This is a genomic window from Streptomyces spinoverrucosus, from assembly GCF_006539505.1.
GTDB lineage: Bacteria > Actinomycetota > Actinomycetes > Streptomycetales > Streptomycetaceae > Streptomyces > Streptomyces spinoverrucosus.
The window spans coordinates 1-13,898 of record NZ_BJND01000007.1; the positions used below are offsets into that span (position 1 = coordinate 1).

The following is a 13,898-nucleotide window of genomic DNA, read 5'->3' on the forward strand; positions in this document are numbered from 1 at the left end:
GAGGGGCGTCGCCCGCCACGGGCAGGGGGGTGGGACAGGTCAGCCGGCGGCGTTCTCGCCGATGAACCGCTTGGCGTAGACGACGCCCTGGCCGTAGGCGCCGGCGTGCTCCTGGACGATGTCCAGGACGGCGCCGTAGGTGGCCTGGCGGCCCCAGTCACGCTGGAGTTCGAGCATGACCGCCAGCCAGTTGATGGGGATGGCGCCGGCCGCGGTCATCCGCTCCACGGCGTTTTGGTGCGCGGCCGGCGTGGCACCGCCGCACGCGTCCGTGACGACGTAGACCTCGTATCCCTTGTGGAGCGCCGAGAGGGCGGGCAGGGCGACGCACACCTCGGTCCACAGCCCGGAGATGACGAGCTTCTTGCGTCCGGTGGACTCGACGGCCGCCACCACCGCCGGCTCCTCCCACGGGTTCATCGTGGTGCGGTCGATGATCTTGTGGTCGGGGAACACCTTGGCGAGCTGGGGCATGATCGGGCCGGAGAAGCTGTCGGCGGCCACCGTGGTCAGCACCGTCGGCACATCGAAGGCCGCGGCGGCCTTGGCGAGTCCGACGGTGGCGTTGATGATGGCCCCGCGGTCGTCGCTGCCGGTCGCGAAGAACATCTGCGGCTGGTGGTCCGCGAACAGGAACACCGCGTTGTCGGGCGTGAGCAGGTCGGGGCTGGGGCCATGCAGGACGGTACTGGCTTCGGACATGGGATCTGCTCCTTCTGTGCTGGGCGTGGTGCGGGGTGGGACAGTGCTGCCGACGGCCTGCCGCCGCGGCGGGAGGGAGAAGTCGATGGCGGCGCGCAGCGGTTCTCAGGGCGAGAAAGCGGTTCTCAGGGCGAGAAGCAGGGATCGAAGGGTCCGGTCCCGACGGTCCGCGCGGGCAGGAGGCCGTGCCGGACGCGCCACTGGCGGTGCTGTTCGGACTCGGCGACGGCCTGACTCAGCAGTTCGGCCTGGAGGGCGCCGGTGCTGCCCGGCCGGGCGGCCGCCTGATAGCCGCCGTAATGGGCCACAGGGCTCCATGTCGGGCTGATGGCGGGCAGGGCTTCGTCGAGTCCCTCGTACTCGGCGGCGGCGTAGACGACGCGGCCGCCGACGACGGTCAGCACCGACTCGATGTGCGGGATGTCCTGTTCGGGAATCTCGAAGAAGTCCTGGTCGAGGATGGCGAGGTCGCCGAAGTGGCCGGGGCGCAGCAGGCCCTTGACCTCTTCCTCGCCGGAGAGGAGGGCGCCGCCCCTGGTGTAGAGCTCCAGCGCTGTGGCCCGGTCGACCCGGTTGTACGCCGGGTAGAGGGTGAGTCCGCCGACGGTCCTGCCGGACACCAGCCAGTGCAGGGCAACCCAGGGGTTGTAGGAGGTGACGCGGGTCGCGTCGGAGCCCGCGGCCACGGTCAGTCCGCGCTCCAGCATGGCCCGAAGCGGCGGCGCCTCGGCGGCAGCGGCGGCCCCGTACCGGCGGACGAACGCCTCCCCCTGGAACGCCATGCGGTCCTGCACCGACAGCGCGCCGCCCAGCGCGCCGACGCGGTCCAGGCTCTCGGCCGAGACGGTCTCCGCGTGGTCGAAGAGCCAGCGTTGTCCGGCGGGGAAGAGCCCCTCGGCGGCCAGTTTCTCGAACACACGCAGGTTGCGCTGGATGGTCTCGTCGTAGGTGGCGTGCAGGCGGAAGCCCCAGCCGTTCTCCATCAGCAGGCGTACGGCGCTTTCGAACTCCGCCTCGTAGTCGGCGAGTTCGGGCCGGGGTTGGGCGAAGTTCTCGAAGTCCACCGCTGCCCAGGTCAGGGTCTCCCCCGCCCCGTTCAGGCGCAGCCACTCGTCGCCGTCGCCGGGCCGGACCGTGTCGATCCACCGCTTGAGATCGCTGAGTTCCTGCCCGGGTGTCTGCGGAAAGAGGTGGTAGGCGATGCGGAGGGTCAGCTCACCCTTCCGGGCGAGCCGGGTGACCGTGTCGTAGTTCTCGGGGAAGGACTGGAAACCGCCCGCGGCGTCGATCGCCGAGGTCAACCCGAACCGGTTCAGCTCGCGCAGATAGTGCCGAGTGGAGAGCTCCTGTTCGGCAGGGTCGAGGCCGGGTGCTTTCGCCAGAGTGGAATAGAGAATCAGCGCGCTGGGCGCGGCGAGCAGCATTCCCGTCGGCTCGCCGTCCCGGCCCCGTACGATCTGTCCGCCCCGCGGGTCGGGCCTGTCACGGGTGAAACCCGCGGCCTGCACGGCGGCCCGGTTGAGGATCGCCGACTGGTACAGATGCATGACGAAGACCGGTGTGTCCGGAGCGGCCTCGTTCAGCTCGGCCGTGGTGGGCATGCGCCGCTCGGCGAACTGCTCCTTCGTCCAGCCGCCGATCACGCGCACCCACTGGCCTTTCGGCGTGCGGCCGGCTTGCTCCCGCAGCATGGCCAGCGCCTGTCGCAGGGTGCGCACCCCGTCCCAGCGCAGCTCCAGCACATAGTTCAACCCGCCCCGGATCACATGCAGATGCGCGTCGTTCAGCCCGGGGATCACCCGCCGGCCCAGCGCGTCCACCACCCGGGTGGACCGTCCGACGTACGGCGCGACATCGCGATCGTCCCCGAGGACCATGATCCTGCCGTCCTTGACGGCCACTGCATCGGCCCGCGGACGCCGCGGATCGCCCGTATGTATCTTCGCGTTGCGCACCACCAGATCGGCGGCGCCGTCCTCGTCGGCCAGCGGCTGGACACCACCGACAGGCATGGTTGTCACGGAGTGTGCCTCCTTCGGGAAGGGCAAAGGCCAAGACCGGGGCGGGAAAGGAAAGAGCCGCGCACACCGTGGGAGTGGCCGCACGCCGACAAGTCGTGGAGCTGACCTTCCTCGTCTCGTTGATCAAGGCCGTCGGAGTCAGTGTGGGGAAGCCGCGCGGTCGTGGGCATCGGTCGCATGACCATGGAATTCCGCGACACTGACCCGGGCCGCACTCCCCCGCCGCCAGGTTCATCAGCCGTCCACCCGAGGCGCGGCATAAGGCATTTGACCTACCTGACCGCGAGACTCGGCGGCGCGTGCCCCCTGCGCTGTACACCTGCCGACGCCCGGGTGACCGGGCCGTCGACGCCGTCGAGCGATGGGTGGGCACGGCCGGACTCGTTGTGTTCGACCGCTTACGGCGCCGGTCGACTGGACCGCGACCTCGCAGTCCACCCCGCCGCTCCCAGCCGCAGTCCGCATCGCGGTGATCGACGTAGGACCGGGATACGACACCCCCTTCAGTCACCCGGTCACCGACCCCTAAGCCAATTCACCGAGTCCCGCCGCCGCAGTGCGCTGAGCCACACCCCCGACCAGCGGTTTGACGCGTGACCCGACGAGACTTACGTTTGGAACCGATCGGTACCAAACTGGTGCCGACGAAACGGAAGGCACATCGTGACGCTCACGACTGAACTCATCGAGAAGCTCATCAACGCCGCGAAGGAGGAGGCCGTCCGACGACAGTTCCCGCCGGTCAACATCAGCGTGTGCGACAGAGCGGCCCACCTCGCCGGCTTTCTGCGCATGGACGGGGCCATCCTCGGCACCATCGACGTCGCACATCGCAAGGCCCGCACGGCCGCGCTCTTCGAGGCCGACAGCGGGGCCCTCGGCAAGGTGGCGCACCCCGACGGCCCCAGTTACATGGTCGAGCACACCAACGGCGGGCTGATCAACTTCGGCGGCGGAGTCGTCATCAAGGATGCCGACGGCGTGGTCATCGGAGCGGTCGGCGTCTCCGGCGCCTCCGTGGAAGAGGACGAGATCATCGCCCGCGCGGCAGCCGTCGCGGCACTCACGAAGGAGCCCGCCGGCCATGCCGCGTAGTGTCCTTTCCCTGGCGATTTCGACCTTCGCCATCGGGACGACCGAGTTCGTGATCGTCGGAATCATCCCGTCGATCGCCGACGATCTGCAGGTCGGTGTCCCCACCGCCGGACTCCTGGTGAGTCTCTACGCTCTGTCGATCACCATCGGCGCGCCGCTGTTCACCGCGCTCACCGGGCGGATCGATCGCCGCAAGCTCGTCATCTGGCTGATGGCCGTCTTCCTCGTCGGGAACCTTGCGGCGGGTTTCGCACCCGGCTTCGCGACGCTGCTGGCAGCACGCGTCGTCACGGCTTTCGCCCACGCGGTCTTCTTCAGTGTGGGCGCGACCGTCGCCGCCTCGCTCGTGCCGCGAGAAAAGGCGAACGGAGCCGTGGCAGTCATGTTCGGCGGCCTGACAGTGGCCATGGTGCTGGGTGTGCCGCTCGGATCCTGGATAGGCGGGACTTTCGACTGGCGATTTCCCTTCCTGGTCGTGACGGCATTGGCCGCGGTGAGCGTCGTTTCCCTGATGCTTCTCCTGCCGAAGAACATCTCGCACACTCCGCCCCAGAGCCTGATTTCTCAGCTCCGGCTGCTCCGCAATGGCCGACTGGTGACGATGTATCTCATCACCGCGCTCGGTTTCGGCGCCAATTTCGTCGTCTTCACCTATATCTCGCCGCTGCTGACATCCGTGACGGGCGTACGCGAGAGCATGGTCAACGTCGGTCTGGTCGTCTTCGGAATCGCCACAGTCATCGGCAATTTCTGGGGAGGCAGACTGGCGGACCGGCTGGGCACCCGGCAGGCCGTGATCGTGGTGCTCGTCGGCCTGGCCGCGACGCTCGCCCTCCTGCCTGTCACGGCCCACTCGGTGATCGCCGTGATGATCAACCTCGCGGTGTGGGGGTTCTTCGGATTTGCGATCAACCCGGTGGTGCAGACCGGAGTGGTGACGGTGGCCGAGGACGAGGTGCCCGAGTCGGTGGGCGCCGCGTCGGGGTTCAACATCGCCGCCTTCAATCTGGGGATCTCCGGCGGATCCCTCATCGGCGGGCGGGTGCTCGACAGTGCGGGAGTGCTGACCACTCCGTGGGCGGCCATTGCGCTGGCCGTTGCGGCAACAGCCGTGACCGGCCTCGCGCTCCGACCGCGCAGCGTTCACCCGGCGCCCGTGGAGACACTTACCAGGTGATACTCTTGCACCGAGGAAAGGCGGTGGAATTGTCCAGGCCGCGGACCTTCGAGGAAGACCAGGCCCTCCGGAATGCGATGTTCGCCTTCTGGGAGTACGGCTATGAGGGCGCCTCCATGAGCGTTCTCATGAAAGCCACCAAGATGGGCAAGACCAGCCTCTACCGTACTTTCGGCAGCAAAGAGGAACTCTTCCGGCGGGCGCTGCAGCTATATCACTCCGAATATCTCGACTTCCGTGTCGAGGCACTGGCCGAGACCACGCCGAAGCGCATTGCGGAAAAGCTCCTTTACGGTATTGCGACACTGCACACCGGAGAGGCGACTCCGCCGGGTTGTCTGGAGACGAACGGGGCCTTGGTCTGCGGCCCCGACAACAACGCGATTCGCGAGGAACTGGCCCGGAATCGTGACCAGATCCTGCCCGCCCTGCGTGAGCGGCTGAGGAAGACGAGCGCCAACGGGCCGCTGCCGCGAGGGCTCGACGCCGATGCGACCGCGACCTTGCTGGCAACGCTGATCCAGGGAATGGCCGTACAGGCGAAGGGCGGCCACAGCAGGGCGGAACTCGAGGACACCGTGCGCGCGGCCCTCAGCCTGTGGGACGGGACGGACGCAGTGGACGAGTCGGCTGCGGGGAACGAGTCGGCTGCGAGGAACGAGTCGGCTGCTTCCACCGCGCCCGCCGACTGACCTGCGTGCCCGCCGACTGACCTGCCGCCCCTCAGGAGGCGTTCAGCTGCCACGGCGGGCGTCGGACGCGCCCCGCGATCAGCCGGCTCGGTCGCCGAGCAGGGCGATCGACAGCTGCTCCCCCAACCACTCCTCCGTGTCGTTCCAGGACCAGCCCCGGTCCGCGACGCACAGGCGCCAGGAGTGGTGACCGAGGAAGAACCACAGGATGTCGGTCGCCCGGTCCCGACCCAGGCCCGGCCGCAGGGCGTTCAGCTCCTCCAGCCGCCCGGCCACCACTCCGAGGGCGTCGCGATAGGCGCGGTCCGCGCGGGTGAGTGTTTCTTTGGCGGTCTCCTCCAGTGCGGCGGCTGTCGTCAGCACATGGAGGAGGTCGAAATGCCGTTCGTTGTCGACGCGCACGCCATGCACCGTGACAGTGACTGCATCCCGTGGATCGGCAGACGTACGTACTGCTGCGAGCGTCTGCTCGACGATCGGGTCGGCGACGCCCTCGTCGATGAGCAGGGCCAGGATCGCGGCCTTGCCTCCTGTGCTCGCGTACACCGTGGGTACGGCGGCCTCGGCCTCGCGCGCGATGTCGGCGACGGTGACCCTTCCATAGCCGTGCTCGACGAACAGGCGATTGGCGGCGTCGAGGATCGCCCTCCGCGTCTCCGCCGCTGCCATGGCACGTCTGCCGGCGCGGTAGGGGCGGCGTTCATCGCGCGGTTGGGTACTCATGTTCCCTTCTTCAAGCAACGCGTACTACTTTCAATATAGGATCCCTCTACCAAGTGAGGACCTCTCGCCGGGGACCCTCTTGTCGCGATCACCGTCTCCGCGCACCGGCGCGGTGTTCTGTCACCACCCCTCCTTCAGGAGTCATGCACGTGAGTCATTTCCTTTCCACAACGGACACCACTGACCGCCAGTACGTACTGGGGCAGGAGCTGCGCGTCACCATCCTCACATCCGCGGCGGAGACCGACGGACGTCACGACCTCACCGACTCCGTGCTGGCAACGGGCTCGGCGACCCCGCTCCATATGCACACGAAGTACGAGGAGCGTCTCTGGGTCGTCTCGGGTTCGCTGGAGGTATGGGCCGGGACGGACACCGTGACCTTGCGTTCCGGTGACTTCTACACCATCCCCATGCACGTGCCGCACATGATCAAGTCCGGCCCCGACGGCGCCCGGGCCCTCAACATCAGCTCGCCGGCCGGTTTCGCCGAGCTCATCGCCCGGGCGGGCACTCCTCTCCCCCTGGCCACACCCGAGACCGAACTGGACGCGGAGCTGTTCATGGCGGTGGCCCAGGAACTCGGCGACGTGGTCCTCGGCCCGCCCGGCACCACTCCGGCCGACCTGGAGCAACAGGAGGGCTAGGCACAGTCGTTCGGATCAGGTCGGCTGAGAGAGACGGCGAGTCTCAGGCAGGGTCCGGCTCCCCGGCGCCGGCGGAGTGCGGCTTCACGCGCAGCCATGCGCTGATGAGGCATCCGTCGCTGCCGGGATGGATCTCGACGCGGTCGGCCAGGTACTCCACGATCCCTGTGCCGCGCCCGTGTTCGTCGGGATCGACGGCAGGGGCCTCGAAGCGGGTGCGCGGTCCGGAGTCGGCCACGCTGATGCGGAGCACGTCGTCCTCCAGGGCCAGCAGCAGCGTCATGCGCGAGCGGCCGTGCTGGACCGCGTTCGTCGCCATCTCGTCGAGGATCAGAACCGCGGCCTCCTGTTCCTCACCGCCGATGCGCCACCGCTGGAGCAGCTCGGCGGTGAACACGCGAACCGCCCCCACCAGCATCGCCTGAGACGGCAACGTCAGTACCGCGGACTGCTGCACCTCGCACACGCTATCCGTCTCACTCAACGCGCTCACCGAAGGACACCGAGTGTCGATCACGGACATCGCTGTCGCCTTTCCTCGTGGTGCAGACACCCCCCTCAAGCCGCTCATTTGGTTGAACCGTTAACTACAATTTCCTATTCCTCCCCTGTCCCGGAGCGGCACTGACCGCCCGCCACCCACGAAGGCCGTCACCCCGTCGTGACTCCGGCGGCGCCGACGCGAGCCGACTCCCCGTCATTGCGCGTCTTGGTCCGGACAGGCGCCGTTTCGCGCAGGAACAACGACATGGTCAAGCTGATCGCCAGGCCCGCGATCGCGACAACGACGATGGACTGGATACCGAAGTGCTGCGCCACGAACCCGCCGATGACCGGCGTGAGCCCGCCGCCCGTGATCTCCCCGATACCGATCGGCAGACCGGCCGCGGAGGCGACCAGAGGTGCGGGCACCGCCTCGGTGACCACGGGGCCGGTCAGCAGGCACAAGGCTCCGAACTCACAGACTGCCGCAACGAACAGCACCACGAAGAGGGCCGTCAGGTTCGCGCCGAGCGTACGGAAGACCAGGAGCGCGGCGATGCCGATGACGAAGGCCGCGAAGAGGACGGGTTTCCGGCCAAGCCGGTCGGACAGTGCGGGCAGGGCTATGTATCCGACGAACCCCCCGAGTCCGAAGGCCGACAGGACGAAGCCCATATCAGTGGCGGGCATATCGAGATGGTCGGTGAGGTAGCTCGGCATGAGGCTGATCATGACGAAGACGCAGGAGAAGTTGCCGAACAGCACGGCCGTGGCCAGGACGACATTGCGTTCGGCGAAGATCGCGCGTCTGGACGGGTGACTGCCCGCCTCCGGCTCCGCGGTCGGGCCGCCCGCCCGCACCTTCCTCGCCCCAGCCGTGTGTTCGGGCTCCCGCAGGATTCGGTGGAGCAGGAAGGCGACAATGAACCCGGGCAGCGCCACCAGGCCGAAGACCCATCGCCAACTCGACAGGACGACCAGCAGTTGAGTGGCGATGATCGGGCCGACGCCGAGTCCGAGCAGCGCGAACAGGCTCTGCTGGAGACCCATGTTGAATCCGCGGCGCGACGGTGTCGAGGACTCCGAGGTGTGGGCGATGCTCGTAGGTGTGTAGGCGCCTTCGAACAGCCCCATGGCGGCGCGGAGCACAAGCAGCATTCCCATGCCGGACACGGCCCCGGTGAAGCCGCAGACGAGGGAGAACCCGACCACGGCCGGGATGAGGACCTTGCGCCGCCCGATGCGGTCGGAGAGGTTGCCGGCGATGATCGACGCGAGGCCCCAGAAGATGGCGAGGACGCCGCTGATGATGCCAAGGTCCTGGTAGGTCAGGCCCAGCTCCTCGACCATCGCGGGAAACAGGGGGGCAATGATGTTGCGGTCCAGTCCGACCAGACCGAAGCCGACAGCGAGCAGCGCGACGATCCGCACCTCGTAGCGCCGCGCGGATCTGGTGGCCTCATGCGCCGGTGCTTCAGGGCCGGCCTCCGGCACCTTGGAATCCCCGGGACGACTGGATGGGTTCTTCATGAACGTCTCCCTTGGTGAACTTCCGTGAACGGTGGTGCCGTGCCGGCAGGAAAAGCCGACAGAATCCAAGGCGGAGATCAGCGACCGTCGTTCGCGAGTGTCAGTACCGGGGGCGGATCGAGTTCCCTTGAGCAGAGTTCGCTGCGTGGGGCGCCCCGGTGCAGGGAGTATCAGCACGCGGGAGGGATGGCTCCTGCACGATCGTGCTGTCCGAGCTGCACGAAACGCGCAGGTTGAGCTGGGTGCGTCCGGACGTCGAGGGACGTGTGGGTCAGGCCGTCTCGCCCAGCAGTTCGCACAGTTCGTCGTCCAGGTCGAGCAGCTGCCATTCCTTGCCGTCCGGGACCATCTCGTAAGTCCGCTGCAGCCATCGATCCACGACGGACAGCGGAGCGTGGAGCAGCGCCTGTCCACTGGGGGAGGACAAAGCCAGGCACAGGACGCGACGCTGCCCCTCATGGGTCGGCCAGATCCTCACGTCGCCGTGCCCGGACGGCCGGACGGTGCCCCTGGCCAGCAGCTCGCGAGCAAAGACCCAGGTGACCGGGGTGTCCGCGCCGGCGTCGAAGTCGATGTGGACGGCGCAGGGGTCATGTGGGCTGTACCACAGACGAGTTGCCACACCGACACTGCTGTCCGGCGTGACCACCAGGCGCATCTCGCACTCCTGCTCGACGAATATCTCCATGGTCTTGCTTCTCCCTGTCGGCTACGCACTGAGGACCCTACGCCCGATTTAGTTGAAGCATGAACCACTATTGGTGTGGCGTACACCATGCCTTGTCCGACGGTTGCCGCCGCATACACGAGAAGGCGCGCCCGCGGATGCTCCGCGGGCGCGCCAGTGCTCTGGGATGCCTTTCGGCTGAAGTCAGGAGGCGAGGCCGGCCTTGAGGGCGGCGGCCACCTGAACAACGCGCTCCGCCTGGTGGCGGGCGGCGTTGCGGGTCTGGTCACCGATGGGGTTGTTGCCCTGGGCGTCGACGTGGGACGTGCCGTAGGGGTTGCCGTCGACGAACTTCACCGGGTCGGTGTAGCCGGGGCTGACGATCAGGCCGCCGAAGTGGTGGATGGAGTTGTACAGGGCGAGCAGGGTGGACTCCTGGCCGCCGTGAGTGGTGGCACTGGTCACGAAGCCGCTGTACACCTTGTTGGCCAGCTTGCCCTGGGCCCACAGGCCGCCGAGCATGTCGATGAACTGCTTCAACTGCGAGGAAATGTTGCCGAAGCGGGTCGGCGTGCCGAAGATCACGGCGTCCGCCCACTCGATGTCGCCCGGCGTCGCCTCGGGGACGTCGGCGCTCGCGGCGGCGTGAGCGGCCCAGGCCTCGTTGGAGGCGATCGCGGCCTCCGGAGCGAGCTCGGCCGCCTTCAGCAGGCGGACCTCGGCGCCGGCCTTCTCGGCGGCGTCGTTGATCTCCTTGGCGATCTCGGCACTGAAGCCGGTGGAGGAGTAGTAGACAATGGCGAGCTTGACGGGTGCGGCCACGGTTGCGGTCTCCGTTGTGTGGGTGTCGTTGTTGCGATTACGGCTGAAAATGCCCATGAGGTTTGCGCCCTGCTGGGTTGTGTCGTGCGAATGTGGACGATGGTTTAATGCTCAACTTCATCGCTCGCCACATAGTACAACATTCAACGATATCCGCCAGTCGGGCCGGGTGACCCTTGCGGTGGCCGCCGGGTCGAGCCGCGACCCGGGTCGGATCCGCGTGCTTCCCTCCTCGGTCAAGCCGCTTCCGGCACCCGGGAGTTGGACGTTCGACCTCCCCCGATACGCCGCCGTACGGCCGATCTTGGTGCCCGTCTGGTCGCCCTGAGCCACTCCCTCTCCTCCGCCGACGGACACAGCCAGGTCCGCTGCGGTCAGCACGAGTCGGCGGACGCCGGTGCGCACGGCCATGGCCCGCCGGTTCGGCGCCGCTCCGGAGCCACCTGCTGTCCTCGGTTTCGTGGGCTCCGGAGCGGCGGTTCCCGGGGATCAGCGCTCGAGGACGAGTGCGAGGCCCTGGCCGACGCCGATGCACAGGGTGGCGACACCGGTGCCGGAGCCCGCCGCGGCGAGCTGGTGGGCGACGGTGCAGGCGAGGCGGGCTCCGGAGGCGCCCAGTGGGTGGCCGAGGGCGATGGCACCACCGCGCGGATTGAGGATCGCGGGGTCGAACTCGGGCCACTCGGCGCGGCAGCCGAGCACCTGGGCGGCGAACGCCTCGTTGAGTTCGAGCGTGGTCAGGTCACCGAAAGTTTTCCCCGCCTTGGCGAGGGCCCTGTTGACCGCCTCGACCGGGGCGAGACCGAAGTAGTGCGGCTCGATCGCGGACACGCCGCTCGCGCTCACCCGCGCCAACGGCTCACGGCCGGTGGCCCTGAGGCCTTCCTCGTCGACGAGCAGCAGTGCCGCCGCACCGTCGTTCAGCGGGGAGGCGTTGCCCGCCGTCACCGTGCCGCCCTCCTTGCGGAACGACGGCTTGAGCTTGGCCATGGCCTCCAGGGAAGCGTTCTCCCGAACACCCTCGTCGCGATCGAACACGACCGGCTCACCCTTGCGCTGCGGGATCGGCACGGGAACGATCTCGGCGTCGAACAGGCCCGCGGCCTGCGCCCTGGCGGCCTTCTGGTGCGAGGAGAGCGCGAACTCGTCCTGCTGCTCCCGGGTGATCTTGTGCTTCTCGGCGATGAGTTCGGCGGACTCGCCATTGGGGATGGTCCACTGCGGGTTCATCCTCGGGTTGACCATGCGCCAGCCCAAGGTGGTGGAGTACAGCTCGGTGTGCCCGGCCGGGAAGGCGCGCTCGCTCTTGGGCAGCACGTAAGGTGCGCGGGTCATCGACTCGACGCCGCCGGCCAGGGCAATGGAGGCGTCGCCGAGCGCGATGGCCCGCGCGGCTTGGACGACCGCCTCCAGCCCGGAGGCACAGAGGCGGTTGACGGTGGCGCCCGGCACGGTCACCGGCAGGCCTGCCAGCAGTCCGGCCATGCGGGCGACGTTGCGGTTCTCCTCTCCGGCACCGTTGGCGTTGCCGAAGAAGACGTCGTCGATCCGGGCCGGGTCCAGATCGGGTGTGCGGGCGAGGAGTTCGCGGATGCTGTGGGCAGCCAGATCGTCCGGACGAACGGAGGCCAGGCCGCCGTTGTACTTGCCGACCGGGGTGCGAACGGCGTCGACGACGTAGACGTCCCGGAGACGGTCGGTCCTCATACGGCGGTGCTCCTTCCGGCGGCCTTGAGGGCCCGCAGGGCGGTGAGTTCCTGGGATGTCGGGGGCTCGGTGGTGACGACCTCGTCAGCGACCTTCAACTCCCAGCCAGTGGCGGCGCGGACCTGCTCGACCGTCACTCCCGGGTGAACCTCGGTCAGGAAGAGCTCGGCCGTCGAGTCGTCGGGGCGCAGGATGCCGAGGTCGGTGATGACCGCGACCGGGCCGGCGCCCGGCAGGCCCAGCTCGGCACGGTCGCCGGGACCGCTGCCGTGGCCCAGGGTCGTCACGAAGTCGATCTTCTTGACGAAATTGCGGGTGCTGTGGCGCAGCACCATCAGTACCTCGCCGCAGTTGGCGGCGATCTCCGGAGCCCCGCCGGCCCCCGGGAGCCGCGCCTCGGACCTGCCCGGGCCGCGGTCGACGACCGTGGTGTTGATGTTGGCGTAGCGGTCCACCTGGGCGGCGCCGAGGAAGCCGACATCGATCCGGCCGCCCTGGAGCCAGTAGTTGAACACCTCCGGCACGGAGACCACCGCGTCCGCGGTCTCGGCCAGCTCACCGTCCCCGATGGACAACGGCAGCCGGTTCGGCTTGGAGCCGATCGTCCCCGACTCGTAGATCAGCACCAACTCCGGGTTGACGGTGGCGCGGGCGAGGTTGGCGGCGGTGCTCGGGAGCCCGATGCCCACGAAGCAGCTCCTGGCCCCGGCCAGCGCGCGGGCGGCGTTCACCTCCATCAGCTCGTCCCGGCTGAATTCGACGCTGTCGGTCATCGGGAGACCGCCCTGCCGCTGAGCACGTTCTCCTCGAGCCATGCCGTGAAGGCCTCGCGGTCGCGGGAGATCGAGTCCCAGGACCGGTAGAAGTCGTTGTCGCGCACCGAGTAACCGGCCGCGTACGAGGGGTGCGCACCGCCGGGCACGACGGCCACCGCGTCGATCACCCAGGTGGGGATGATCACGCCGCCCGGGCGCAGTTCGAGATCGTCCACGATCTCTTCCACGGTCACGAGGGACCGGTCGGCCGCCAGCACGGCCTCCTTCTGCACTCCGGTCAGGCCCCACAGCTGGACATTGCCCTTCGTGTCGGCCTGCTGGGCGTGAATGACGGTGACATCCGGATGGAGAGCGGCGACGGCGGCCAGTTCCTCACCGGTGAAGGGGCAGGCGACGGTGGAGACGGTGTCGGTGCGCCGCGGCAGGTCACTGCCGCGGTAACCGCGCAGGACCGCGAACGGCAGCCTCGACGCCCCGGCGACATAGCGGTTGGCCATGCCGGCGTGGCTGTGCTCATCCAGCTCCAGCGGGCGCGGCCAGCCGTTCTCCACCGCGTCCCTGAACCGGTGGAGCGAGCCCACCCCCGGATTGCCGCCCCAGGAGAAGATCAGTTTCCGTACCAGACCGGCACCGATCAACTGGTCGTAGATCACGTCCGGAGTCATCCGCACAAGAGTGAGGTCGGTGATCCGCTGCCGGATGATCTCGTGTGCCGCCGCATACGGAATCAGGTGCGTGAAGCCTTCCATCGCGACGGTGTCCCCGTCATGGATCAGCTCCGCCACCGCCTCCTGCAGCGTGAGGTGTTTGGCCATTGCTCTTGCCCATCTGGCTCGTTCACATCGTTGCCCAGGAA

The 13,898-nt window shown here is 68.2% G+C and carries 14 protein-coding genes; 4 read left to right on the forward strand and 10 right to left on the reverse strand.

Features of this window, described 5'->3' with window-relative positions; translation table 11 throughout:
• Positions 1-39 precede the first annotated feature (39 nt).
• Together SSP24_RS04475 and SSP24_RS04480 are read right to left on the reverse strand one after the other, a co-directional pair.
• Entirely contained in the window at positions 40-702 is a 663-nt protein-coding gene (locus tag SSP24_RS04475) for a hydrolase (protein ID WP_141307453.1), read from the reverse strand.
• 125 nt (positions 703-827) lie between these two features.
• Positions 828-2,714 carry an amidohydrolase gene (locus SSP24_RS04480; protein ID WP_174864602.1) on the reverse strand — a complete coding sequence of 629 codons (1,887 nt, stop codon included), beginning with the start codon at positions 2,712-2,714 and terminating at the stop codon, positions 828-830.
• 672 nt (positions 2,715-3,386) lie between these two features.
• Between SSP24_RS04480 and SSP24_RS04485 the strand changes: the two genes are divergently transcribed.
• The 3 genes from SSP24_RS04485 to SSP24_RS04495 are packed head-to-tail and all read left to right on the forward strand — an operon-like array spanning position 3,387 to position 5,687.
• Entirely contained in the window at positions 3,387-3,818 is a 432-nt protein-coding gene (locus tag SSP24_RS04485; RefSeq protein ID WP_141307455.1) for a GlcG/HbpS family heme-binding protein, read from the forward strand.
• Entirely contained in the window at positions 3,808-4,995 is a 1,188-nt protein-coding gene (locus SSP24_RS04490) for an MFS transporter (protein WP_141307456.1), read from the forward strand. Before SSP24_RS04485 ends, SSP24_RS04490 begins: the two co-directional genes overlap by 11 nt.
• Positions 4,996-5,018: 23 nt before the next feature.
• On the forward strand, positions 5,019-5,687 hold the full coding sequence (locus SSP24_RS04495; protein ID WP_218037064.1) for a TetR/AcrR family transcriptional regulator: 669 nt from the start codon (positions 5,019-5,021) through the stop codon (positions 5,685-5,687).
• 78 nt (positions 5,688-5,765) lie between these two features.
• On the opposite strand, the gene SSP24_RS04500 is transcribed toward SSP24_RS04495, so the two are convergent.
• Positions 5,766-6,410, reverse strand: a complete 645-nt coding sequence (locus SSP24_RS04500; RefSeq protein WP_141307457.1) for a TetR/AcrR family transcriptional regulator — start codon at positions 6,408-6,410, stop codon at positions 5,766-5,768.
• 149 nt (positions 6,411-6,559) lie between these two features.
• On the opposite strand from SSP24_RS04500, the gene SSP24_RS04505 reads away from it, so the two are divergent.
• The gene (locus SSP24_RS04505; protein ID WP_229864772.1) at positions 6,560-7,057 is read left to right on the forward strand and encodes a cupin domain-containing protein; all 498 of its coding nucleotides are present in this window, start codon (positions 6,560-6,562) and stop codon (positions 7,055-7,057) included.
• Between the two features lie 43 nt (positions 7,058-7,100).
• Here SSP24_RS04505 and SSP24_RS04510 read toward each other — a convergent pair whose 3' ends face one another.
• The 7 genes from SSP24_RS04510 to SSP24_RS04540 all read right to left on the reverse strand — a co-directional run bounded on the left by SSP24_RS04510 (position 7,101) and on the right by SSP24_RS04540 (position 13,857).
• On the reverse strand, positions 7,101-7,541 hold the full coding sequence (locus tag SSP24_RS04510; RefSeq protein ID WP_229864771.1) for an ATP-binding protein: 441 nt from the start codon (positions 7,539-7,541) through the stop codon (positions 7,101-7,103).
• 167 nt (positions 7,542-7,708) lie between these two features.
• The gene (locus SSP24_RS04515; RefSeq protein ID WP_141307460.1) at positions 7,709-9,070 is read right to left on the reverse strand and encodes an MFS transporter; all 1,362 of its coding nucleotides are present in this window, start codon (positions 9,068-9,070) and stop codon (positions 7,709-7,711) included.
• A gap of 271 nt (positions 9,071-9,341) precedes the next feature.
• On the reverse strand, positions 9,342-9,758 hold the full coding sequence (locus SSP24_RS04520; RefSeq protein ID WP_141307461.1) for an SsgA family sporulation/cell division regulator: 417 nt from the start codon (positions 9,756-9,758) through the stop codon (positions 9,342-9,344).
• Between the two features lie 183 nt (positions 9,759-9,941).
• Positions 9,942-10,559, reverse strand: a complete 618-nt coding sequence (wrbA, locus tag SSP24_RS04525) for an NAD(P)H:quinone oxidoreductase (protein ID WP_141307462.1) — start codon at positions 10,557-10,559, stop codon at positions 9,942-9,944.
• Between the two features lie 489 nt (positions 10,560-11,048).
• Positions 11,049-12,266: a thiolase family protein gene (locus SSP24_RS04530; RefSeq protein WP_141307463.1), complete on the reverse strand. Its 1,218-nt coding sequence runs from the start codon at positions 12,264-12,266 to the stop codon at positions 11,049-11,051.
• Positions 12,263-13,039, reverse strand: a complete 777-nt coding sequence (locus tag SSP24_RS04535; protein ID WP_141307464.1) for a CoA-transferase subunit beta — start codon at positions 13,037-13,039, stop codon at positions 12,263-12,265. Before SSP24_RS04535 ends, SSP24_RS04530 begins: the two co-directional genes overlap by 4 nt.
• Positions 13,036-13,857, reverse strand: a complete 822-nt coding sequence (locus SSP24_RS04540; protein WP_141307465.1) for a CoA transferase subunit A — start codon at positions 13,855-13,857, stop codon at positions 13,036-13,038. The genes SSP24_RS04535 and SSP24_RS04540 overlap by 4 nt, the downstream gene beginning before the upstream one ends.
• Positions 13,858-13,898: the final 41 nt, after the last annotated feature.

What these genes read in the sequence shown, in the direction of transcription:
- SSP24_RS04530 (WP_141307463.1), bottom strand. Translation starts at nt 12,266, where the DNA reads ATGAGGACCGACCGTCTCCGGGACGTCTACGTCGTCGACGCCGTTCGC.
- SSP24_RS04500 (WP_141307457.1), bottom strand. Translation starts at nt 6,410, where the DNA reads ATGAGTACCCAACCGCGCGATGAACGCCGCCCCTACCGCGCCGGCAGA.
- SSP24_RS04515 (WP_141307460.1), bottom strand. Translation starts at nt 9,070, where the DNA reads ATGAAGAACCCATCCAGTCGTCCCGGGGATTCCAAGGTGCCGGAGGCC.
- SSP24_RS04540 (WP_141307465.1), bottom strand. Translation starts at nt 13,857, where the DNA reads ATGGCCAAACACCTCACGCTGCAGGAGGCGGTGGCGGAGCTGATCCAT.
- SSP24_RS04490 (WP_141307456.1), top strand. Translation starts at nt 3,808, where the DNA reads ATGCCGCGTAGTGTCCTTTCCCTGGCGATTTCGACCTTCGCCATCGGG.
- SSP24_RS04535 (WP_141307464.1), bottom strand. Translation starts at nt 13,039, where the DNA reads ATGACCGACAGCGTCGAATTCAGCCGGGACGAGCTGATGGAGGTGAAC.
- SSP24_RS04520 (WP_141307461.1), bottom strand. Translation starts at nt 9,758, where the DNA reads ATGGAGATATTCGTCGAGCAGGAGTGCGAGATGCGCCTGGTGGTCACG.
- SSP24_RS04475 (WP_141307453.1), bottom strand. Translation starts at nt 702, where the DNA reads ATGTCCGAAGCCAGTACCGTCCTGCATGGCCCCAGCCCCGACCTGCTC.
- SSP24_RS04480 (WP_174864602.1), bottom strand. Translation starts at nt 2,714, where the DNA reads ATGCCTGTCGGTGGTGTCCAGCCGCTGGCCGACGAGGACGGCGCCGCC.